We start from the raw sequence: 22,452 nt of genomic DNA, 5'->3' as shown, positions 1-22,452 counted from the left end.
TGCGACATGAGTGAAAAACTGTTGGAAGTCAAAAATCTGCGGGTCTCCTACCACACCTATGCCGGTGAGGTACAGAGCGTGCGCGGCGTCAGCTTTACGGTAAACAAGGGCGAGACGGTGGCCGTTGTGGGTGAGTCCGGCTGCGGCAAGTCTGTTACGGCCAAGAGCATCATGCGGCTGATCAAAACGCCGCCCGCTGAGATCAAAGAGGGCAGTGAAATTATCTTTGACGGCGAGGATGTGCTCCAGTTCAACGAAAAGCGCCTCTGCGCCTACCGCGGCGGCGAGGTGGCCATGGTGTTCCAGGACGCGCTGGCGGCCCTGAACCCCACCATGACCGTGGGCAACCAGATCATTGAGAACCTGCGCCACCACACCAAACTGAGCAAAAAAGAGGCCAAGGCCCGTGCCGTGGAGCTGCTGCGGATGGTGGGGATCCCCCAGCCGGAGAGCCGGGTGGACCAGTACCCGCACGAGTTCTCGGGCGGAATGCGCCAGCGCGTGATGATCGCCATTGCGTTTGCCTGCGACCCCAAGCTGCTCATCGCCGATGAGCCCACCACGGCCCTGGATGTGACCATTCAGGCCCAGATTATCGACCTCATCAAGGCGCTGCAGAAAGAAAAGAACGCCTCGGTCATCCTCATCACCCACGACCTGGGCGTTGTGGCCAATATCGCGGACCGCATCGTGGTCATGTACGCCGGCCAGATCGTGGAGCGGGGCACCAGCATTGAGGTGTTCCACCACCCGCGCCACCCCTACACCAACGCCCTGCTGGAAGCAGTGCCCCGCCTGGACCTGCAGAACAAGCAGCAGCTGGCCAGCATCGAGGGCACCCCGCCTGACCTGATCGCGCCGCCCAAGGGCTGCCCGTTCTGCACCCGGTGCAAGTATTGCATGGAGATCTGCTGCGAGCAGCAGCCCCCGGTGCTGAATTTTGGCGACGGCCACGAGGCAAGCTGCTGGCTGTATCAGCTGGAAACGCCTGCCGCCGACGCACCCTTTACACAGGAGGCCCACTATGAAGGATAATGTTGTGCTGGAAGTCAGCCACCTGAAAAAATACTTCGACCTCGGCCATGGCCGCACCCTGCACGCGGTGGACGACGTTTCGTTCAGCATCCGTGAGGGCGAGACGCTGGGCCTGGTGGGCGAGTCCGGCTGCGGTAAGACCACCTGCGGCCGCACCTGCCTGGGCATGTACAACAAGACCGATGGACAGGTGCTCTACCGGGGCAAGGACGTTCACGCCCTGAAAGGCAGTGAGCTCTTCGCCTATAAGCGGGAGGCTCAGATGGTCTTCCAGGACCCGTACGCTTCCCTGGACCCCCGCATGACCGTCAGCGATATCATCGCCGAGGGCATGGATGTCCACCACCTGTATCAAAACAAGGCCGAGCGCGCCGAGAAAATTTACGGCCTGCTGGAAAAAGTGGGCCTGAACAAGGAGCACGCCAACCGCTTCATCCACGAGTTCTCCGGCGGCCAGCGCCAGCGCATCGGCATTGCCCGTGCCCTGGCCATGGAGCCCAAGTTCCTCGTGATGGACGAGCCCATCTCGGCGCTGGACGTTTCCATTCAGGCACAGGTCATCAACATGCTGATCCGCCTGCAAAAGGAGATGGGCCTGACCTACCTGTTCGTGGCCCATGATCTCTCCATGGTCAAGCACATCTCGGACCGTGTGGCCGTCATGTATCTGGGCCAGATCGTGGAGATCACCCGCTCGGAGGAGCTGTACAGCCACCCGCTCCACCCCTATACCCAGGCGCTGCTCTCGGCCATCCCCATCCCGGACCCCATCATTGAGGCCGAGCGGGAGACCAAGCGCATCCATCTGGAGGGCGAGGTCACCAGCCCCATCGACCCGGCTCCCGGCTGCCGCTTTGCCAGCCGCTGCCCCTACGCCACCGCCCGCTGCAAAGAAGCGACCCCCACCCTGAAAGAGGTGGGCACCGGCCACGAGGTGGCCTGCTTCCGGGTGACGGGCGAATAAGCGGGGCGGCTCCATGCAAGACAAAAAAGCTGGGAACCGCTTTGCCCTGCTCCTGAAAGACGCCGGGAAAGCGTTTCTTCTTGGGCTGGCTGTGGCGGCAGGCGTTTTCATCCTTCTGCTTGCAGTGGGCGCGGTGAGCCATGGCTTTTCCGCGCTGGCCGGGCTGGAGCTGGCCCGGCGGGGGCTGTTCATCGTGGGGGCACTGGCCCTGCTGGTGAGCGCCGGAGCCCTCCTCTTGCCTGAAAAAGCGGCCTCCGTCCGCGAAAAGGACGGCTGGACTGCCCGTTTTGGCCGCTTCGGCCTCTTCGGGGTGCTGTTCTGCGCCGCCGCGGCTATTTTGCTCGTGGCCGGTGTGCTGGATGGCTGGATGTATTCTGCATTCGTTTAAGGTTATGCCAAAGGCTCTCCCTTTGGGAGAGCTGGCGCGTCAGCGCCTGAGAGGGCAAGTCCGGTAAAATAAAACATAAAAACACAGCGATACGATGTCTCTGACAAACAGAGATCGTATCGCTGTGTTTTTTGCTTTTTGTCAGCATCCTTGCTCTCTCCGCCATTGCTTCGCAATGCCACCTTGCCCCCTTCTGGCACTTTCGTGCCACCTCCCCCGGCCGGGGGAGTCTTTCAAAGGGAGAGCCTTTGACAAAGAAAAGAGACTGTGCTACAATATCACACGGAAAAGGAGGGGAGAGCCCATGCCGCACCGCACGCTGCAGGAAGAAGAGCGAAGCCTTTGGACGCTCTTTGGCACGTTTTTTAAGATCGGCCTGTTCACCTTTGGGGGCGGCTATGCCATGATCGCCCTGCTGGAAAATGAGTTCATCACCCAAAAGCACTGGCTGGGCCGGGACGAGTTTCTGGATATGGCCGCCATTGCCGAGTCCACCCCGGGGCCGGTGGCCATCAACAGTGCCACCTATCTGGGTTATAAACTGGCCGGGGTGCCGGGGGCGGCCGTGGCCACGGTGGCCGTCTCCCTGCCGTCGTTTGGCATCATCTACGCCATCTCCCTGTTTTTTGACCAGTTCACGTCCCTGACGGTGGTGGCGCACGCTTTTCAGGGCATTCAGGTCTGTGTCATCTACCTCATCTTCTTGGCGGGCGTCCGGATGCTCAAGGCGCTGGAGCGCACGCCCCTCAATGTGGGCATCCTGCTGGTGGTCATGGCCTGCATGATCGCGTTCTCTCTGCTGGCGGTCAAGTTCTCCTCCATCGCGTTCATCCTCCTCAGCGGCATGGTGGGCGTGGCCGTCTGGGGGACGGGCAGAAATCAGAAAGGCGGGAGGTGAGCGGGATGCTCTGGCAGTTGTTCTGGACGTTTCTGGAAATCGGTGCCGTCTCCTTTGGCGGCGGCTACGGCATGATCTCTCTCATCCGGGAGAAAGTGCTTCTCCACGGCTGGCTGGAGGAGACGCAGTTTTTGAGTTTTATTGCCGTGTCGGAGTCCACCCCGGGGCCGCTGGCCATCAATATGGCAACGTTCATCGGGTCCTCGCAGGCCGGTGCGGCGGGGGCGATCTGCGCCACACTGGGGGTGGTGCTGCCCTCGTTTTTCATCATCCTGCTCATTGCGGCGCTCATCCATAATCTGTTGCAGTACGCGGGGGTCAACGCGTTCCTCTCCGGCATCCGGCCCTGTGTGGTGGCCCTCATTCTGGCCACGGCCGTCACCATGGGCCTGAGCAGCCTGCTGGGCGTCTCCACGCTGGCGGACACCCCCGCCCCTGCCTGGCAGGGCATCGGCATTCTGGCGGCTCTGCTGTTGCTCCATTTTGGCTGGCAGAAGTGGAAAGGCAAAGCTCCCTCCCCCATTGCGATGATCCTAGTCTCCGCAGTGCTGGGCGTGGTGGTCTATCACTGAAAATTTTGGACTTTTTCAATTGCGGACGTTTGGCGTAAATGGCATGTGGCGCTTGACATTTTGGTAAGGGTGCGTATAATAAAAAGTACGAACGAAGTATGTGTGCATGGTTCTCATGAACGCAACAAGAAGCCCCGCGGTATTGCTACTACCGCGGGGCTTCTTGCGCTTATGGATTAGTGCTTGTCGCTTCTGAATAGTACGTCAAGCCACTTGCAGATAAAGTTCGCCACAATACCTGCTGCGACGGACCACACGAACGAAGAAATCGTGTACATAGTTCTCACCTCCTTCCCCGCTCGGGGGACGGCGGAAAGCGACATCTTTATGATAACATAAAATTTGACAAAACACAACAAAACAGCGCCCGTGCAGATCCACCTGCACGGGCGCTGTTTTTCTGCAATTTAATTTTAAGATCAATCGTCGTCGCTGTCCAGCTTGAGCACGGCGGTAAAAGCCTCGCTGGGGAGCTCGACACTGCCCAGCTGGCGCATCTTCTTTTTGCCCTCTTTCTGCTTTTCCAGCAGTTTCTTTTTGCGGGAGATGTCGCCGCCATAGCACTTGGCAAGCACGTCCTTGCGCATGGCCTTGACGGTCTCGCGGGCAATGATCTTGCCGCCGATGGCCGCCTGCACGGGGATCTCAAACAGGGTGCGGGGGATGTTGTCCCGCAGCTTCTCGCAGATGCGGCGGCCCTTGGCGTAGGCGTTGTCCCGGAAGACGATCATGGAGAGGGCGTCCACGGGGTCGCCGTTGAGCAGGAAGTCCAGCTTGACAAGGTCGCTCTCGCGGTACTCCTTGAACTCGTAATCGTAGCTGGCGTAGCCGCGGCTCCGGCTCTTGATGGCGTCAAAGAAGTCGTAGACGATCTCGCCCAGCGGCAGGGCGTAGTGGAGGTCCACACGGACGTCATCGAGGTATTTCATGTCAGCCAGCACGCCGCGCTTCTGCTGGCAGAGATCCATCAGGGCACCCACATACTCGTTGGGGGTGTAGAGGTGGACGTCCACAAAGGGCTCCTCCTGCTTGACGATGTTGGAGGGGTCCGGATAGCTGGACGGGTTATCGATCATCTCCACGGTGCCATCGGTCAGGGTCAGCCGGTAGCGGACACTGGGGGTGGTGGTGATGATGTCCAGGTCAAACTCCCGCTCCAGACGCTCGGTGATGATCTCCATGTGGAGCAGGCCCAGGAAGCCGCAGCGGAAGCCGAAGCCCAGAGCCGCGCTGGTCTCCAGCTCAAAGGTCAGGGAAGCGTCGTTGAGCTGCAGCTTTTCCAGGGCGTCTTTCAGGTCGGGGTACTTGGCACCGTCGGCGGGGTAGATGCCGCAGAAGACCATGGGCTTGACCTGACGGTAGCCGGGCAGGGCCTCCGGGGTGGGGTTGTTGGCCAGCGTGACGGTATCGCCCACGCGGGTGTCCTGCACCGTCTTGATGCTGGCGGTCAGGTAGCCGACCTCGCCGGCCTGCAGCTGGCTGCAGGGGGTCAGGCTGGTGGCCCCCATGTGGCCCACCTCCACCAGCGTGAACTGGGCCCCGGTGGCCATCAGGCGGATGGTGTCGCCGGGCTTGACGGTGCCCTCAAACACGCGGATATAAACGATGACGCCCTTGTAGCTGTCGTAGATGCTGTCAAAAATCAGGGCCTTGAGGGGGGCGTCCGGGTCACCGGTGGGGGCGGGGATGTCGCTGACCACCCGCTCCAGCACCTGATCGACGTTGAGGCCGGTCTTGGCGGAGACGCGGGGAGCGTCCAGGCAGGGCAGGCCGATGACGTCCTCCACCTCCTGGGCCACCTCGTCCGGGTGGGCAGAGGGCAGGTCGATCTTGTTCAGGATGGGCACCAGCTCCAGGTCATGCTCCAGCGCCATATAAGTGTTAGCCAGTGTCTGGGCCTCCACGCCCTGGGTGGCGTCCACCACCAGGATGGCACCCTCGCAGGCGGCCAGGCTACGGCTCACCTCGTAGGCAAAGTCCACATGGCCCGGGGTGTCGATGAGGTTGAACTCGTAGGTCTTGCCGTCCTTGGCGGTGTAGTTCATGGTCACGGCGCGGGCCTTGATGGTGATGCCGCGCTCCCGCTCGATGTCCATGTTGTCCAGGATCTGGTCTTCCATGGTGCGCTCGTCCACGCTCTTGGTCAGCTCCAGAATACGGTCCGAGAGGGTGGATTTGCCGTGGTCGATGTGTGCAATGATGCAGAAATTGCGGATGTTGTCTCTTGCCATTGGTTCCTCCAAACGAGAGATTTAGTTGTTGAGAATCCAGTCTTCCACGGCCGTGATCTCGCCGTGCTCTAAGTAGACCCGGGGCACCCGGCGGGCCACGCCGCAGAGCACCTCGTAGGAAATGGTATCGGTCTTGCGGGCAATGTCCTCAGCGCTGTCGCTGACGGCGCCGCCCCAGAGGATGGCCTCGTCGTCCTCATGGACGTCCGGTACATTGGTCACGTCCACCATGAGCTGGTCCATGCAGACCCGGCCCACCACGGGGCAGGGCTTGCCGTGGATCTCCACGATGCCCTGCCCGCAGCTCAGCAGGCGGGGATAGCCGTCGGCGTAGCCCGCGCAGAGGGTAGCGATCTTCGTAGGCGTTTCGGCCGTAAAACGGCGGCCATAGCTGGTAGACTGCCCCGGCTGCAGCTCCTTGACCATGCTCACCACGGTCTTGAGCTTCATCACCGGGCGGAACAGCCCGAAGCGGACGGCGCTGCTGGGGTCGAAGCCGTAGAGGATGATGCCCGGGCGGGCCATGCAGCGGGAGCGTTCCAGCCCCTCCGGCCATTCCGGGTGGAGCATGACCCCGGCGGAGTTGTCACAGTGGACAAGGGCGGGCTCGTGTCCGGCGGTTTTCAGTGCCTGAAATGCCTGAACGAACAGGGCGTGCTGCTCGGCGGTGTAGGCCACATCGGCCTCGTCCGTCTCATCGGCCACGGCAAAGTGCTGGAACAGGCCGGTCATTGCAAGGCCTGGCAGCTGACAGGCGTGGGCCATCTCCCGGACGGCCTTTTCGAAATCCGTGCGGAGAGCAAAGCCGATGCGGCCCATGCCGGTGTCCGCCTTGAGATGGACCTGCACCCGGCCGCCTGCCGCGCAGGCCGCTTTGCTCAGAGCCTCGGCCTGTTCCAGAGAGTAGCAGGCCGCCGTGATGTGGTTCCGGATGAGGTCGGCGGCGCAGCTGGCGTAGACATGGCCCAAAATCAAAATGGGCAGGGTGAGCCCGGCCTGCCGCAGCTGCAATGCCTCGGCCAGGCAGCTGCAGGCCAGCCAGGCGGCCCCCTCCTCGGCAAAGACCCGGGCACACTGCACGGCCCCGTGGCCGTAGCTGTCGGCCTTGACAACGGCGCAGAGGGGCAGCTCCCCGGCCCGCTGCTTGACCGCCCGGAAATTTTGCCGCAGGGCGTCCAGATCGATCTCGGCCCAGACGTGTTTTTCAAAAACTTGGTTTGGCATAATAAAGTCGCCTCTTTCGGTTCAAAACTCAGGACAGGCGGACACTCTCCACGAGGTTGACGATATCGCTGATGGAGGCCAGCTTGGTCAGGCCGGAGACATAGACCACATCGCCGCTGTCGTAGGTGATGGTGGCCAGGACCGCGTAATAAGCTTGAATGTCGCACCGCACGGCGGTGACGGTGGCACCGTCCACGCTCAGGTTCACCTTGCGGGGGCTGATGACGCCATAGGCCTCTTTCAGGTCGCTTTCTGACTGCTGAATGAAATCAGCGTAGGTGTCTTTGTCGCCCCGCTGGAACAGCACCACCTGATAATTGGCGTCAGAGCTGTCGGCAGCGGAGGCCAGCTCCAGTGCATGGCCCAGCGTGGCGTCCTCGGTCATCTCACAGACGGGCCAGATGCCGCTTTCGTAAGAAACGGTCACGCCATTCTCCGCGGTGTAGGTGGTGTCGGGGTTGGCCGGGGTGCGGCGGTTGACCACGAGGGTGAGGATAAAATAGGCCAATGCGCCCAGCAGGACGATGATGCCCATGGCGAGCAGGAGCTTGGAGCCGCGGGCCTGTGCGGCGTCGCGCTGGTGGAGGTCTTTGGACATGGAACATTCTCCTTTAAACAATATACCTTTACAGTATAACACAACTGGCCGCGGATTTGTAGCACCACCGTGCAGAAAATGCGCTCCGGACACGAAAAAAGAAACCAAAAATCAAAAATCTGAAATCAAGAGCTTTCGAGAGAAAACGAGAGATTTTAGAAGATTTAAAAATTTACGCTGAAAAAATCAAAAAATAGTGTTGACAGGCGCTATTTTGTGTTGTATACTGACACTCGCGCCCCAAAAGGGTGCCTGAACCGTACAAAACACTTATCAGGAGGAAATAGATATGAGCACTACTCTCGTAAAGCCCGCTGAAGTCGAGCGCAAGTGGTATCTGCTCGACGCTGCCGGCAAGAGCCTGGGCCACGTCGCTGCTGAGGCTGCTGTTCTGCTGCGCGGCAAGCAGAAAGTTAACTACACCCCCAACGTTGATTGCGGTGACTATGTTGTCGTCATCAACTGCGACAAGGCTGTCCTGACCGGCAAGAAGGCCGAGCAGAAGTTCCACATCACCCACAGCAAGTTCATCGGCGGCCTGAAGAAGGTCCAGTACAGCAAGCTGATGGCTGAGAACAGCGATCTGGCTATGACCTACGCTGTCAAGGGCATGATCCCCTCTAACACCATCGGTGCAAAGGCTCTGACCCGCCTGCACTGCTACCAGGGTGCCGAGCACGCTCACGCAGCTCAGAAGCCCGAGAAGATCGAGTTCTAAGAAGGAGGCAATTGAACATGTACGAAACCAAACCTTATTTCTACGGCACTGGTCGTCGTAAGGATTCCGTTGCCCGCGTTCGCGTTTACACTGGCACCGGCAAAGTCACCATCAACGATCGTGATATCGACAACTACTTCGGTCTGGAGACCCTGAAGCTGATCGTCCGTTCTCCGCTGGTCCTGCTGGGCCTGGAGGGCAAGTATGACGTCGTCGTCCGCGTTTCCGGCGGCGGTGTTTCCGGTCAGGCTGGCGCTATCCGCCACGGTCTGGCTCGCGCCCTGCTGCAGCAGAACGAGGAGAACCGTTCTGTTCTGAAGAAGGCTGGCTTCCTGACCCGTGATCCTCGTATGAAGGAGCGCAAGAAGTACGGTCTGAAAGCTGCACGTCGTGCACCTCAGTTCAGCAAGCGCTAATCTACAACTTAAAAACGCTAAAAAAGCCCGGAAATACGCTATTTCCGGGCTTTTTCTATGCCCCAAAATTCTGTCTGAGCTGTTCGGCTTTGATGGAATTTGAACGGAAATTTATGGGTTTATAGTGGTCAAATTACTGGTGGACAAGCCCATTTTGACCTCTTATGGGTTAAATTACTGGTGGACAATACCACGATACAAGATACCATGGAGGAATATGATAATGTCGAAAGATGAGTATTTGATAACCGATACGCCCCTCAAAGCGTTGACGGTTTTTGCAATGCCAATGATTCTTGGAAGTTTTTTTCAGCAAATATACAATATGGCCGACTCTATTATTGTCGGCCAGTTTGTTGGTTCTTCCGCACTTGCAGCTGTCGGTGCATGTGCAGCATTGACCAATGTGTTCATTTGTGTGGCACTGGGAGCCGGTGTCGGAGCCGGTGTGCTTGTGAGCCGTTATTTCGGAGCCAGGGAGTATGGCAAAATGAAAACAATCGTGTCAACCTCCTTGATTAGCTTTTTGCTTCTAAGTATAGTCCTTGGTGTTTTTGGCTTTTTCTTCGCCAACTCGATGATGAGTGGACTGCAAACCCCTGCCGACATACTGGATGATGCAGTACTGTATCTGCGGGTCTATTTTGTGGGCTTTCCGTTTCTGTTTATGTATAACATTCTTTCTACCATGTTCACCTCAATCGGCGAATCCAAAATTCCGCTGGGACTGCTGATTTTTTCGTCTATCCTGAATATTTTAATGGATCTTTGGATGGTAGCCGGGCTAGGTCTCGGTGTGTTCGGTGCGGCGATTGCAACCCTGATTGCACAGGGAATTTCCGCAGTGTTTTCGTTTTTGATTTTCTTTGCACGGATGCAGCAATATAAAAGCCCCTTTAACAGGTTTGAACGGCAGGAGCTGTATTCCATGCTTCGCATTGCGGTGCCGTCGGTTTTACAGCAGTCCACAGTGTCCATCGGTATGATGATTGTGCAGGCAGTGGTAAATCCTTTCGGTACACAGGCACTCGCCGGGTATGCAGCAACGATGAGGGTGGAAAATGTTTTTTCATTGATCTTTGTATCCATCGGCAATGCGGTTTCGCCGTATGTTTCCCAGAATCTTGGTGCAAAGAAAATGGATCGCATCAAAAAAGGCTACCATGCTGCACTGGTGCTGGATCTGTGCTTTGCGGCCATTGCGTTTGTGACCATTGAAGCGCTGCATACGCAGATCTCCTCACTGTTCTTAGGAAAAGACGGAACGGCGTTTGCCTATCAGGTGTCTGGTGATTATATGAGGTGGCTTGGTTACTTTTTCATCTTCATGGGGATCAAGATGGCAACCGATGGAGTTCTTCGCGGTCTCGGAATTATGCGTCCGTTCCTCGTTGCAAACATAGTGAATCTTGCGATTCGTCTGTCCGTTGCCCTAATCTGTGCACCACGTTTCGGCATTGCCTTTGTCTGGCTTGCGGTACCAGTTGGCTGGCTTGCAAACTTTTTAATCTCCTATGTGGCTCTTAGGAGATCATGGTCGACTGATAAAATGACATCCATTCGTTAACTTCCAGTTTGGAAAATTGAAAAAAACGGAATTTCCCTATTATGACATATAAACTCTTGACAATAAAGCTCCTATATAGTATGTTTTTAATAAACTACTATATAGGAGCTTTTGTATGGAAATGAATGGAGGATTTCTTGTCACCAAAATAAAACAGCTTGGAGACCGGATTTTCGAGAAGATTCTCAGCGAAAAAAATATTGATGCGTTTAATGGAGCCCAAGGGCGTATTCTTTATGTGCTGTGGCAGAAGGATGGTATCTCAATCAGGTCACTCTCGGTCAAATGCGGATTAGCGATAACATCTCTTACTACGATGCTGGAAAGAATGGAAAATCAAGGGCTGATAAGCCGTGTTCCGTCTGAAACGGACAAAAGGAAAACGCTCCTGTTTCTGACTGAGAAAGCACATTCCTTAAAGGGCGAGTACGATTCTGTATCTGATGAGATGGGCAGTATTTACTACAAAGGTTTTTCAGAGGAAGAAATTGCCCGGTTTGAGGAATGCCTCGACCGCATCAGAAAGAATCTTGAGGAGTGGCAGAAGTCATGAGTATTTGTATCAAAGAGCAGATTCAGAACATGAATATCGTCATTGGCTGCACAGTGGGGTGTACATATTGCTATGCCCGCAACAACGTGAAACGCTGGCATATGATGGATGACTTCGCTGACCCTGAATTCTTTCCGGGTAAGCTCAAGATGATGGAAAAGAAACGTCCGCAGAACTTTCTTCTTACCGGCATGAGCGATCTCTCCGGATGGAAGCCGGAATGGAGAGACGAGGTATTTGCAAAGATCCGTGAAAATCCACAGCATCAGTTTCTGTTTCTGACCAAGCGACCTGATCTGCTGGATTTTGATACCGATCTGGAAAACGCATGGTTTGGCGTTACGGTGACGAGGAAAGCAGAACTGTGGCGTATCGACGCCCTTCGGAAAAACGTCAGAGCAAAACATTACCATGTTACCTTTGAGCCGTTATTCGACGATCCCGGCACAGTTGACCTTTCCGGAATCAATTGGATCGTTGTGGGCACCATGACCGGAGCTCAGAGCAGGAAGATTCATACGGAGCCGGAATGGGCGTGGTCTCTGGCGGATCAGGCACATAAGCTCGGCATTCCGGTGTTTATGAAGGAAGACCTTGTCCCTATCATAGGGGATGAAAATATGATTCAGGAAATGCCGGAAGGATTTAATAAAGTGTTAGAGGTACAGAAATCATGGAAGAAGTAATAAATGGAATCCTCATTCGTGAGGTGGAAACAAAGAACATTATGACGAAGTCTAGTCTGCCGGTAGGCGGTTACTCGGTCAATCCCTATGTGGGCTGTACACATGCCTGCAAGTATTGCTATGCTTCTTTTATGAAGCGATTTACCGGGCACACGGAAGAATGGGGCACATTCCTTGATGTGAAGCATTGGCCAGAAATTAAAAATCCGAAGAAATATGCCGGACAGCGGGTGGTCATCGGTTCTGTGACAGATGGCTACAATCCGCAGGAGGAGCAATTCGGGAATACCAGAAAACTTCTGGAGCAGCTGATCGGCAGTGACGCAGATATTCTGATCTGCACAAAGTCGGATCTTGTGGTACGGGATATTGATCTGCTGAAGAAGCTTGGACGTGTAACCGTTTCATGGTCGATCAACACACTGGATGAAAATTTCAAGAACGATATGGACTCTGCTTCGAGCATTGAGCGGCGTATCGCTGCTATGAAGCAGGTATATGAAGCAGGTATCCGTACAGTCTGTTTCGTATCCCCGGTATTTCCCGGTATCACGGATTTTGAAGCCATCTTTGAGCGGGTAAAAGATCAGTGCGATCTGTTCTGGCTCGAAAACCTTAATCTTCGGGGCGGCTTCAAAAAGACAATTATGGATTATATCGCCGAAAAACAGCCTGATCTTGTGCTACTTTACGATGAGATCTATAACAAGCATAACCGCAGCTACTTTGAAGCACTTGAAGTAAAAGCTGCGGAAATGGCTAAGAAGTATGATTGTCCCTTTGTGGATAATGAAATGCCTTATGGAAGAGTCCCGCAGGGACATCCGGTAATCGTGGATTATTTCTATCATGAGGAAATCCGTGGGACAGAGAATACCGGAAAAAGAAATCGCTAACTTCCAGTTTGTAGACCTAAAACAGAATCCCGTTCCTTACATAGCAGTCATGTACTTCGGTGCCTGGCTGCTAATTTTTTTGCGAAAGGAGCAGTATCGAATAAAGCTTGTATTAGCAGAAAAGCCCTCGGTTGCCTTGTATACGTTATAATCATAAAAGAAACGCCTCGGGACCGCACGGTTTCGGGGCGTTTTGGGCGGGGGTAGACAAATGAGATGAATGCAAGAATACTGTGAAGTGAAAGCTCTTCATTTTTCTTGACAAAACCTGCCCGGAGCGCTATCATGAGCTTAACGCAGACAATGGAGCCTGGAGTGTGTTCACTCTGGGCTTTTTTCGTGTCTGGGATCGCTGCGGGCCAATAGAGGGGGCTCGCAGCCAGGAAAATGGGTGCTGACCCGGGCGGAATGGTGTCCGCCGGGCGGCCTGAGGAAAAGGAGCTTGGAAATGATGAACGGGAATGTGAATGGAATGACCATCCGGCTGCTGGGCTGCGCCCTGGCCATGCTGGTGCTGGCGGCAATGTCCGTTACCACGGGCAGCTTTGCAAAGGCTGCCGATGCACGCGATGCCGCACAGGCAAACCATGTGGCTGCGGAAGATGTCGTTTGGGAAATGAAATAAGCTCTTTTTACTGCGCAAGCAGCAGCACCCCGGGGCAATATCAGCCTCGGGGTGCTTTTTTGTGCCGTTATTTCTGCTTCAGACGGGTCAGGTACTGGTCGGCCTCAATGGCTTCGGGGGTGAAGCTGTTGTTCTCCCACCAGTTCACCAGCGCCGCTGCCACCGTGATGCCGGTGCTTACCAGCTGCTCCAGCTGTTCGGACTCGATGGGCAGCACGGAATGGCCGGTACAGCTCAGCAGCTGGTTGGTCAGGGCCAGCGCCAGCGCGGCGGTGCGGGCCATGGTAGAGGCAGAGATCTTGCAGGGCTTTTTCATAGAGGGCTCTCCTTTCTTATTTTGGTGGTAAATTTCAAATCGCTGGATGGGCCGCTCTCAGCCCGTCCAGCGGGCTTTGGTGCTGCGGGTGTCCAGATGTACCCAGCCGCAGGCGCGGCCTTTGCGGGGCGGGTAGCGCCCGATGCCTCCTTTGCCGGGCAGCAGGGTCTCAGCGTAGGCGGCGGCTTCCGCCACGCTGACGCCCTCCACCCGGAAATCAGCGGCCCGCCCGTACAGATGCTGGCTGTGGGGCGAAGCGCCGGGGATCGAAGCGTTGTGGGCGGCGGTGCGGAACCCGCTGGTAATGGCCACCGGACACCCGAAATGCAGACGGATGGCTTCCAGCAGGGCGGCCAGTTCTTCCTCCACAAAAATGGGGTCGGAACCATCCCGGCAGGCGAACTCCCGCACCCGGAAATGCGGGGTCAGGTGCAGTGCTCCGTCCCGGGCGAGGGAATAGGCTTTTAGGGCCATGGGGCCTCCTCTCTATTATATAATGTGTCTCCCCATGGGGTTTGCCTGCGGCCGCAGGGCGGTGCTTCCCGGGTTGCTGGCCCGATTGTACCAGAGCGGCGGCCAAGGCGGAAGTGCATATTTTTTTATTACGTGTTTTTACGTTTCGGCATTTTGCTAAACGCCATTTTCAGCGAGAAATTCAAAAGAAATTCGGCGTTGATTTTTACAAAAAATCAGTGCCGAATTTGTGCGGAAATTGGCCGTTTGCGGTCGGTTTGCAGTCACGAAAACGGGCTTTGAAACTGCAATTTTACTCCCGGAAAATCAAATTTAGATGTTAAAAAATTATGAACGAATAAGACAACTATTTTGCGCAAAAATCAGAAAGAAATGCTCTAAAATAATATATTTCCGGGAAAACACTGTGCAAATTGCACAAAGAACTATGTCAAGTATCTAACAAAGTCCAGACGGCGGATTTGACAAATCGGGCTCAGTCTGCTAAAATAATGCCCGCTCAACGAACCAACAGACGTTGCAGCGTATAAAAATTCACAAAGATGAAGTGAAATTCCGTCCGAAGACGGCCCGAGCACAGGCGGGTACTGCCTGCGCGTGGAGCAATGGATGCCTGCATCCGGCTCCCGAAACCAAAATGATGAAAAGAGAGGAGTTGTCTCGTATCGCTTCCGTCAAATTTAAAAAAGCAATCACGGACTGCAGCCATGCAGTCTCTCACCGTGTGCTGGCGTTCTGCGTCATGGCGGCGTGCCTTGTGTTCACGCTGGCTGTGACCGCCGCGAATCTGCGCCTGACTTACGTCACCGACTCCCACGGTGCGCGGCAGGTGGTCCTCACCTCGGCTGAGAGTGACCCTGCCCGCGTGATGAACCTTTCCGGCATTGAGGCCGAGGAGGGCGACAACGTCTACTACACTGCGTTCAGCGGCAACCTTGCTTCCCTGAACATTGAGCGCGCGTTCGCTGTCAGCATTCAGGCGGACGGGCAGGAGTATTCCGTCAAGATGGCCGTCGGCACCGTGGCCGACGCGCTGGAGCGCGCGGGCATCACGCTGGATGCCGACGACTACACGGAGCCTGCCCTCAACGATCTGGTCACGGTGGGCAGCAAGATCGTGGTGCACCGTGTGGATTATCAGGACAAGGTGGAGACCCAGACCATCCCCTACGATACCGAGTATGTCTACACCAGCCTGTACTTCCGCAACACCGGCCGCACCACCACCCTCCAGCATGGCTCGGAGGGCCAGCAGACCGTTACCACCCGTGAGCGCTATGTGGACGGCGAGCTGGAGAACAGCATGGTGGTGGATGTGACCACCACCGCGGAGCCCACGAACCATGTGGTCAAGACCTACGGCGCGGGCGCTCCCGTTTCGCCCCTGACCGGCCCGGACGGCACCACCAACCCGCCGTCCTCCTACAGCCAGGTGCTTACGGGCAAGGCCACCGGCTATTATTCCAAGAGCGGCAAGGGCTCGTCCGGCTTAGGCCTGGGCTATGGCACCGTGGCCGTGGACCCGAGTGTCATCCCTTACGGTACCCTGCTGTATATCACCTCCACCGATGGCAGCTTTGTTTACGGCTACGCGGTGGCCACCGATACCGGCATTGCCCTGCAGAACGGCCACATCCTTGTGGACCTGTTCTATGAGACCTACGCCGAGTCGGTCATCAATGGCGCCATCCAGGTCAATGTTTACGTTGTGAACTGAGCCGCTGGCAGCGCTGGTAAATTTTAAGAAAAAACATCCGTTTCTTTCTGTGCAATTTCCGCACAAAAAGGGACGGATGTTTCTTTTTTGTCCGGTTTCTGTCAGGTTTGCTGATATTTCTCGTTTAAAATTGGCGAGTTTGTATATATAAGAAAAATATTAAGGAAAAGATTATGGTACATTTTATGGAAAAAGCCTTGCAAAATCGGAAATAATTTTTTAATATAATAGAGTAAAAGGTATCAGACTGCCATCCGGCAGCCGATACGGGGAGGAGCGTTTATGAAACCGACTGAGGAAAAGATCCACAGCAGTCCATCGGACCTGCCTGTGTATTTGTTCAAGCAGGGCAATAACTGTGAAGCGTACCGCTACTTTGGCGCGCACATTGAGCAGCGGGCCGGGGAGACGGGCGTGGTATTCCGCGTCTGGGCACCGCATGCCGTGGCCATCAGCGTGGTGGGCGATTTTAACAGCTGGAAACCGGGAAGCCACCCGATGCGCAAAGTGGACGGCGATTCTGTCTGGGAGCTGTTCATCCCGGGCATGAAAGAATACGACGTGTACAAATACTGCGTCACCACCCGCGCGGGGGATCTGGTTTATAAGGCCGACCCCTACGCGTTCCACGCCGAGACCCGCCCGTCCAACGGCAGCAAGGTCTACGACCTGAACGGCTATGCCTGGCATGACGAGAGCTGGCAGGCCGCCCAGAAGAAAGCCGACGTGATCAACGGCCCCATGAACATCTACGAGATGCACGCGGGCAGCTGGAAGACCAAAGAGGGCAATGTCCCTTACAACTACTCGGAGCTGGCAGACCAGCTCATCCCGTACATCACCGAGATGGGCTACACCCATGTGGAGCTGCTGCCCGTCATGGAGTATCCGTTCGATGGCAGCTGGGGCTACCAGGTCACGGGCTATTTTGCCCCCACCAGCCGCTACGGCACCCCCAAAGACCTGATGGCCTTTGTGGACAAGCTCCATCAGGCTGGCATCGGCGTCATCATGGACTGGGTGCCTGCCCACTTCCCCAAGGATCAGTTCGGCCTCTACCGCTTTGACGGCGAGCCCTGCTACGAGGACCCCAACCCCAAGCGCGGCGAGCATAAAGAGTGGGGCACCATGGTGTTCGATTTTGGCCGCAATGAGGTGCAGAGCTTCCTGATCTCCAGCGCGCTGTACTGGCTGGAGCAGTACCACATCGACGGCCTGCGGGTGGACGCCGTGGCATCTATGCTGTACCTGGATTACAACCGCAAGCAGGGCGAGTGGGAGCCCAACAAGGACGGCGGCAAGGAAAACCTGGAAGCCGTCGCGTTCCTGCGCAAGCTGAACAGCACCGTGCTGGGCCGCCACCCCCACAAGTACATGATCGCCGAGGAGTCCACGGCCTGGCCGCTGGTCACCAAGCCTGCCTCGGATGGCGGCCTCGGCTTCAACTTCAAGTGGAACATGGGCTGGATGAACGACATGCTCAGCTACATGAAGACCGACCCGCTCTTCCGTGCGGGCAACCACAACAAGGTCACGTTCAGCTTCTTCTACGCGTTCAGCGAGAATTTCGTCCTGCCCATCAGCCACGATGAAGTCGTGCACGGCAAGGGCAGCCTCATCAACAAGATGCCGGGCGATTACGAGGCCAAGTTTGCAAACCTCCGCACGTTCTACGGCTATATGCTGGCCCACCCGGGCAAGAAGCTGCTCTTCATGGGCCAGGAGTTCGGTCAGTTTACCGAGTGGAACGAGACAAAGCCGCTGGACTGGATGCTGCTGGATTACGATAAGCACACCGAGCTGCAGAACTATGTCAAGACGCTGAACAAGTTCTACAAGAACACGCCTGCGTTCTGGCAGATCGATTACAGCTGGGAGGGCTTCCAGTGGATCGTCCCGGACGACTCTCAGCAGAGCGTGGTGGCGTTCCTGCGCAAGGATGCCGCCGGCAAGCAGGTGCTGGTGGTCTGCAACTTCAACCCCGTCCTGCGCGAGGGCTATAAGCTGGGTGCCCCGGTCTCCGGTACTTATAAAGAGATCCTGAACAGTGATGATGCGGAATTCGGCGGCTCCGGTGCTGTCCACAACAAGGCGGTCCGCACCAAGAAGAAGCCGCTGCACGGCTTTGAGCAGAGCATCACCATCACCCTGCCGCCCATGAGCACCCTCTATTTTGAGGTGCCTGCAAAGCGCTCCCCCCGCAAGAAAGCGGAGGACAAGGCCACGGAAAAGGCAGAGAAGACGACCGCAAAGAAAACCACCCGCACCACCAAGGCCAAGGCTGCAAAGCCCGCGGAGGAAAAGCCCAAAAAGACCGTGAAAAAGACGGCCAAGGCAGAAGCTGCTGCGGAACAAAAGACCCCGGCCAAACGTGGCCGCAAACCCAAGGCCGAAACCGCCGCCGAGGCAGAGCCCGCTGCAAAGCCCGCCCGTAAGCCCCGCACCAAAAAAGCGGCAGCGCCCAAGGAGTAAGCTTTTACATTGTTGAACCATTTCCACCCAAATATAAGGAAATGTTTAAAGGGGAGAATATAGCTATGGCAAAAGAAATCGTGGCAATGATCCTTGCCGGCGGACGTGGCTCGCGCTTGTACGCGCTGACACAGAAAACGGCAAAACCGGCGGTGTCCTTTGGCGGCAAATACCGCATCGTGGACTTCCCGCTGTCCAACTGCGTCAACTCCAACATTGATACCGTTGGCATCGCAACGCAGTACCAGCCCCAGAAGCTGAACGAGTACATCGGCAACGGCCAGCCCTGGGATCTGGATCGTCTGTACGGCGGCGTGCACACCCTGCCCCCCTACGAGCAGGCCAAGGGTACCGACTGGTACAAGGGCACTGCAAACGCCATCTACCAGAACATCAGCTTCATCGACAACTATGACCCGGAGTATGTCATTATCCTGTCCGGCGACCAGATCTGCAAGCAGGATTACGCCGATTTCCTCCGCTTCCACAAAGAGAAAGGCGCGGAGTTCTCTGTGGCCGTTATGGAAGTGGACTGGAAGGAGGCTTCCCGTTTTGGCCTGATGGTGGCCGACGAGGATGACCGCATCACCGAGTTCCAGGAGAAGCCCCCGGTACCCAAATCCAACCTGGCTTCCATGGGCATCTACATCTTCAACTGGGATGTCCTGAAGAAGTATCTGGAAGAGGACGAGGCGGACCCCAACTCCAAGAACGACTTCGGCATGAACATCATCCCTGCCCTGCTGCGGGACGGCCGCAAGATGTACGCTTACCACTTTGCAGGCTACTGGCGCGACGTCGGCACCATCGACAGCCTGTGGGAAGCCAACATGGAGGTCCTGGACCCCGAGAACTCCGGCATTGATATCTTCGACAAGAAGTGGAAGATCTACAGCCGCAACCCCGTTCTGCCCGCACAGAAGATCGGCCCCCGCGCCGTGGTGCAGGACTCCCTCGTCACCGAGGGCTGCAAGATCTACGGCACCGTCAAGCACTCGGTCCTGAGCGCCGGTGTCGTGGTGGAAGAGGGCGCAACGGTCGAGGATGCTGTCCTGATGGATGGCGTCGTGGTCAAGGCAGGTGCCGTGGTCAAGCGCTGCATCCTGGCTGAGGATGTCACCGTGGGCGCAGGCGCCAAGATCGGCGGCGACGGCCCCATCGCGCATGTAGGTACCGGCCTTACCATTGGCGCAGGCGCTACCGTGAAAGAGGGCGCCAAAGTATTTGATTCCGTCAAGGAGGGCGAGGAAGTATGCTGAGCCAGAACAACAACGCGTTGGGTATCATTTTCCCCAACAGCTATGATAACACCGTACCGGAGCTTGTCACCGAGCGTGCCATGGCTTCGATCCCCTTTGCAGGCCGTTACCGCATGGTGGACTTTATCCTGTCCAGCATGGCAAACTGCGGCATCTCCAATGTTTCCATCGTGGTGCGCAAGAACTACCACTCCCTGATGGATCATCTGGGCACCGGCCGTGAGTGGGATATGGCCCGCCGCCATGGCGGCCTGAACATCGTGCCTCCCTTTGCAGAAAAGGGCGTGCGCATCTACTCTGGCCGTGTGGAAGCTCTGGGCTCCATCCTCAACTTCCTGGAGAACCAGAAAGAAAAATATGTCGTCATGAGCGACGCCAACATTGCCGTCAACTATGACTTCAACGCTCTGCTGGCTGCCCATCAGGCCAGCGGTGCCGATGTGACCGTCGCCTACCAGAAAGTGGAGATCCCCGAGGGCCGCAAGAACGACAACTACACCCTGACCGTCGATGCCGATGGCCGTGTGACCGAGCTGCTGTTCAACGATTACCGCCCCGGCAAGCAGAACCTCGACCTGAACATCTATGTTCTGGAGCGCGAGACCCTCATCAAGCTGGTCAAGGACGCCACTGCCCGCGGCCTGATCTACTTTGAGCGCGATATCCTGGCCCACAACGTCAACATCCTGGACATCCGCGCTCTGGAGTACACCGGCTATGTGGCTCATATCTGCGATATGAAGAGCTACTTCGATGAGAACCTCAAGCTCATCGACGAGAAGAATCTGAACGCCCTCTTCCCCAAGCAGAGCCCCGTTTACACCAAGATCCGCGACGACAACCCCGTGCGCTACGTCACCGGCTCCCGGGTGGAGAGCTCCATCCTGGCCGACGGCTGTGTCATCGAGGGTACTGTGGAGAACAGCGTGCTGTTCCGCGGCGTCCGGGTCAAGAAAGGCGCTGTTGTCAAGAACTGTGTCCTGATGCAGGATACCGTTGTGGAGGTGGATGCCCAGCTGGATTGCGTTGTGACCGACAAGAATGTCAAGATCACCGCAGGCAAGAAGCTGTCCGGTACCGAGAGCTTCCCCGTCTACGTCCAGAAGAACCACATCGTCTGATCTGCAATTTTTCACAGGGGCGGCTCCCTCCCCGGTAGCCCCTCTTTAAGAGGGGCGGGGGCCCTGTGTGCCCCCGCCCGCTCTTTTTGTATCGCCGTGTGCAGGATGTCCCGGCGGTGCAGTGTTCTGATACATCCGTTCTGATTCAGAAAGGAGCGATCCTATGAAAATCCTGTACGCTGCTTCGGAAGCGACTCCCTATGCAAAGTCCGGCGGTCTGGCGGACGTGGCAGGCTCCCTGCCCAAGGCCCTTGTCAAGGACGGCGTGGACGCCCGCGTCATCATGCCCCTGTACGGCGACCTGAAATACCGCGAGGATCTGGAGTACGTCACCAACTACTCGGTGCCGGTGGGCTGGCGCAGCCAGTACTGCGGCCTGTTCAAGTCCGTGCGCAACGGCGTGACCTACTACTTCCTGGACAACGAGTATTACTTCAAGCGCCGCGGCCTGTACGGCTTCTACGATGACGGTGAGCGCTTTGCGTTCTTCTCCCGCGCGGTGCTGGAGACCCTGTTCTACATCGACTTCACCCCCGACATCATCAACTGCAACGACTGGCAGACCGCTCTAGTCCCCGTCTACCTGAACCTGTACTACCGCCATCTGGATAAGTTCAACCGCATCAAGACCATCTTCACCATCCACAACATTGCGTATCAGGGCAAGTACGGCACCGAGATTCTGGAAGATACCTGCGGCATCGGCCGCCGTGACCAGCACATCGTGGAGTACGATGGCTGCGCCAACTTCATGAAAGGCGCCATCGAGACCGCTGATAAGATCACCACGGTCAGCCCCACCTATGCACAGGAAATTCTGGACCCGTGGTTCAGCTACGGCCTGGATGCCCTGCTGCGGGAGAAGCAGTATAAGCTCTGCGGGATCCTGAACGGCATTGACATGGACGCCAACAACCCGGCCACCGACCCCTATATCCCGTTCAACTACAGCATCGACAACTTTGGAGAGGGCAAGGCAGCCTGCAAGAAAGCCTTGCAGGAGAAGTTCGGCCTCCATCAGGACGGCAGCCCCGTCTTTGCCATGGTCAGCCGCATGGTGGGCATGAAGGGCTTCGACCTCGTCCAGAGCGTGGCGGATGGTCTGGTGGACCGCGGCATCGAGCTGGTCATCCTGGGCAGCGGCGAGAACCAGTACGAGAGCTTCTTCTCGGACCTGTGCGCCCGTCACCCGGGCCGCGTAGGCACCTACATCGGCTTTGAGCCGGCTCTGTCGCAGGAGATCTATGCAGGCGCGGACGCGTTCATCATGCCCTCCAAGAGCGAGCCCTGCGGCCTGGCCCAGATGGTCGCCTGCCGTTACGGCACGCCTCCCATCATCCGCGAGACCGGCGGCCTCCGTGACTCCATCCACGACTCCACCATGGGCGAGGGCAATGGCTTCACGTTTGCGGGCTACAGCGCCCACGAGCTGTACGAGGCCTGCTGCCACGCACAGGATGCCTACAACGACAAGGAGAACTGGAACAACCTCGTGCACCACTGCATGGAGTGCGATTTCAGCTGGGATGTCTCCGCCAAGAGCTATGAGGGCCTCTACAACGAGACCGCAAACCTCTGGTAAGCATCTGCACGGAATCCCAGAGCAAAACCAAAGACTTCTCTTCGCCCCGGCGGGCGCTGCAATTCCGCAGCCGCCCGCCGGGGCTTTTTGCAATTTATAAGATAGAAAATGAAAGCAATTTCATATTATATTCATTGTAT

Annotated in this window: 22 protein-coding genes; 17 read left to right on the top strand and 5 right to left on the bottom strand. The window is 56.7% G+C overall.

Annotation, left to right across the window (positions count from 1 at the left end; translation table 11 throughout):
- Window positions 1–6 precede the first annotated feature (6 nt).
- The 5 genes from C4N22_RS06400 to C4N22_RS06380 all read left to right on the top strand — a co-directional run bounded on the left by C4N22_RS06400 (window position 7) and on the right by C4N22_RS06380 (window position 3,857).
- Window positions 7–1,035, top strand: coding sequence for an ABC transporter ATP-binding protein (locus C4N22_RS06400; protein ID WP_022256933.1), 1,029 nt, complete (start codon window positions 7–9; stop codon window positions 1,033–1,035).
- Window positions 1,025–1,999 carry an ABC transporter ATP-binding protein gene (locus tag C4N22_RS06395; protein WP_022256934.1) on the top strand — a complete coding sequence of 325 codons (975 nt, stop codon included), beginning with the start codon at window positions 1,025–1,027 and terminating at the stop codon, window positions 1,997–1,999. Before C4N22_RS06400 ends, C4N22_RS06395 begins: the two co-directional genes overlap by 11 nt.
- Window positions 2,000–2,012: 13 nt before the next feature.
- The gene (locus C4N22_RS06390; protein WP_022256935.1) at window positions 2,013–2,387 is read left to right on the top strand and encodes a hypothetical protein; all 375 of its coding nucleotides are present in this window, start codon (window positions 2,013–2,015) and stop codon (window positions 2,385–2,387) included.
- 304 nt (window positions 2,388–2,691) lie between these two features.
- A complete protein-coding gene (locus C4N22_RS06385; RefSeq protein WP_112148374.1) occupies window positions 2,692–3,285 on the top strand; it encodes a chromate transporter in 594 nt (197 codons plus the stop codon).
- 5 nt (window positions 3,286–3,290) lie between these two features.
- On the top strand, window positions 3,291–3,857 hold the full coding sequence (locus C4N22_RS06380) for a chromate transporter (RefSeq protein ID WP_112148373.1): 567 nt from the start codon (window positions 3,291–3,293) through the stop codon (window positions 3,855–3,857).
- Window positions 3,858–4,276: 419 nt separating this feature from the next.
- On the opposite strand, the gene lepA is transcribed toward C4N22_RS06380, so the two are convergent.
- Genes lepA through C4N22_RS06365 form a run of 3 tightly spaced genes read right to left on the bottom strand, consistent with a single transcriptional unit; the run spans window position 4,277 to window position 7,910 of the window.
- Entirely contained in the window at window positions 4,277–6,088 is a 1,812-nt protein-coding gene (lepA, locus tag C4N22_RS06375; RefSeq protein WP_022256938.1) for a translation elongation factor 4, read from the bottom strand.
- A 21-nt stretch (window positions 6,089–6,109) separates the two neighbouring features.
- Window positions 6,110–7,312 (bottom strand): alanine racemase, encoded by a 1,203-nt coding sequence (gene alr / locus C4N22_RS06370; RefSeq protein ID WP_112148372.1) that lies wholly within the window; start codon window positions 7,310–7,312, stop codon window positions 6,110–6,112.
- Window positions 7,313–7,340: 28 nt separating this feature from the next.
- A complete protein-coding gene (locus C4N22_RS06365; RefSeq protein ID WP_112115502.1) occupies window positions 7,341–7,910 on the bottom strand; it encodes a hypothetical protein in 570 nt (189 codons plus the stop codon).
- 289 nt (window positions 7,911–8,199) lie between these two features.
- Here C4N22_RS06365 and rplM point away from each other — a divergent pair, with 289 nt between their 5' ends.
- The 7 genes from rplM to C4N22_RS12875 all read left to right on the top strand — a co-directional run bounded on the left by rplM (window position 8,200) and on the right by C4N22_RS12875 (window position 13,371).
- Window positions 8,200–8,628 carry a 50S ribosomal protein L13 gene (rplM, locus tag C4N22_RS06360; protein ID WP_112115501.1) on the top strand — a complete coding sequence of 143 codons (429 nt, stop codon included), beginning with the start codon at window positions 8,200–8,202 and terminating at the stop codon, window positions 8,626–8,628.
- Between the two features lie 17 nt (window positions 8,629–8,645).
- A complete protein-coding gene (rpsI, locus tag C4N22_RS06355) occupies window positions 8,646–9,044 on the top strand; it encodes a 30S ribosomal protein S9 (RefSeq protein ID WP_112115500.1) in 399 nt (132 codons plus the stop codon).
- Between the two features lie 217 nt (window positions 9,045–9,261).
- Window positions 9,262–10,611, top strand: a complete 1,350-nt coding sequence (locus C4N22_RS06350) for an MATE family efflux transporter (RefSeq protein WP_431602980.1) — start codon at window positions 9,262–9,264, stop codon at window positions 10,609–10,611.
- A 115-nt stretch (window positions 10,612–10,726) separates the two neighbouring features.
- The gene (locus C4N22_RS06345) at window positions 10,727–11,164 is read left to right on the top strand and encodes a radical SAM mobile pair system MarR family transcriptional regulator (protein WP_112148370.1); all 438 of its coding nucleotides are present in this window, start codon (window positions 10,727–10,729) and stop codon (window positions 11,162–11,164) included.
- Window positions 11,161–11,850 (top strand): radical SAM mobile pair protein A, encoded by a 690-nt coding sequence (locus C4N22_RS06340; protein ID WP_112115497.1) that lies wholly within the window; start codon window positions 11,161–11,163, stop codon window positions 11,848–11,850. The genes C4N22_RS06345 and C4N22_RS06340 overlap by 4 nt, the downstream gene beginning before the upstream one ends.
- On the top strand, window positions 11,838–12,746 hold the full coding sequence (locus tag C4N22_RS06335) for a radical SAM mobile pair protein B (RefSeq protein WP_112148369.1): 909 nt from the start codon (window positions 11,838–11,840) through the stop codon (window positions 12,744–12,746). The genes C4N22_RS06340 and C4N22_RS06335 overlap by 13 nt, the downstream gene beginning before the upstream one ends.
- 448 nt (window positions 12,747–13,194) lie before the next feature.
- Window positions 13,195–13,371 (top strand): hypothetical protein, encoded by a 177-nt coding sequence (locus C4N22_RS12875; RefSeq protein ID WP_022256224.1) that lies wholly within the window; start codon window positions 13,195–13,197, stop codon window positions 13,369–13,371.
- A 67-nt stretch (window positions 13,372–13,438) separates the two neighbouring features.
- On the opposite strand, the gene C4N22_RS06325 is transcribed toward C4N22_RS12875, so the two are convergent.
- Together C4N22_RS06325 and C4N22_RS06320 are read right to left on the bottom strand one after the other, a co-directional pair.
- A complete protein-coding gene (locus tag C4N22_RS06325; protein WP_022256223.1) occupies window positions 13,439–13,687 on the bottom strand; it encodes a phage holin in 249 nt (82 codons plus the stop codon).
- Between the two features lie 57 nt (window positions 13,688–13,744).
- The gene (locus C4N22_RS06320) at window positions 13,745–14,161 is read right to left on the bottom strand and encodes a YcbK family protein (RefSeq protein WP_112148368.1); all 417 of its coding nucleotides are present in this window, start codon (window positions 14,159–14,161) and stop codon (window positions 13,745–13,747) included.
- Between the two features lie 655 nt (window positions 14,162–14,816).
- On the opposite strand from C4N22_RS06320, the gene C4N22_RS06315 reads away from it, so the two are divergent.
- The 5 genes from C4N22_RS06315 to C4N22_RS06295 all read left to right on the top strand — a co-directional run bounded on the left by C4N22_RS06315 (window position 14,817) and on the right by C4N22_RS06295 (window position 22,312).
- Entirely contained in the window at window positions 14,817–15,878 is a 1,062-nt protein-coding gene (locus C4N22_RS06315) for a 3D domain-containing protein (RefSeq protein ID WP_242980972.1), read from the top strand.
- Between the two features lie 282 nt (window positions 15,879–16,160).
- Window positions 16,161–18,350 (top strand): 1,4-alpha-glucan branching protein GlgB, encoded by a 2,190-nt coding sequence (gene glgB / locus C4N22_RS06310; protein WP_112148366.1) that lies wholly within the window; start codon window positions 16,161–16,163, stop codon window positions 18,348–18,350.
- A 65-nt stretch (window positions 18,351–18,415) separates the two neighbouring features.
- On the top strand, window positions 18,416–19,609 hold the full coding sequence (locus C4N22_RS06305; protein ID WP_112115492.1) for a glucose-1-phosphate adenylyltransferase: 1,194 nt from the start codon (window positions 18,416–18,418) through the stop codon (window positions 19,607–19,609).
- Window positions 19,603–20,730 carry a glucose-1-phosphate adenylyltransferase subunit GlgD gene (glgD, locus tag C4N22_RS06300; RefSeq protein ID WP_112115491.1) on the top strand — a complete coding sequence of 376 codons (1,128 nt, stop codon included), beginning with the start codon at window positions 19,603–19,605 and terminating at the stop codon, window positions 20,728–20,730. Before C4N22_RS06305 ends, glgD begins: the two co-directional genes overlap by 7 nt.
- Window positions 20,731–20,893: 163 nt before the next feature.
- Complete coding sequence (locus tag C4N22_RS06295; RefSeq protein ID WP_112148365.1) at window positions 20,894–22,312, top strand: glycogen synthase; 1,419 nt, start codon at window positions 20,894–20,896, stop codon at window positions 22,310–22,312.
- The last annotated feature ends 140 nt before the right edge of the window (window positions 22,313–22,452 follow it).

This window comes from Faecalibacterium prausnitzii, assembly GCF_003287495.1.
GTDB classification, from domain to species: Bacteria; Bacillota; Clostridia; order Oscillospirales; family Ruminococcaceae; genus Faecalibacterium; species Faecalibacterium prausnitzii_I.
Note: the sequence above shows the minus strand (reverse complement) of the source record. Positions and strands in the feature narration are given on the sequence as shown.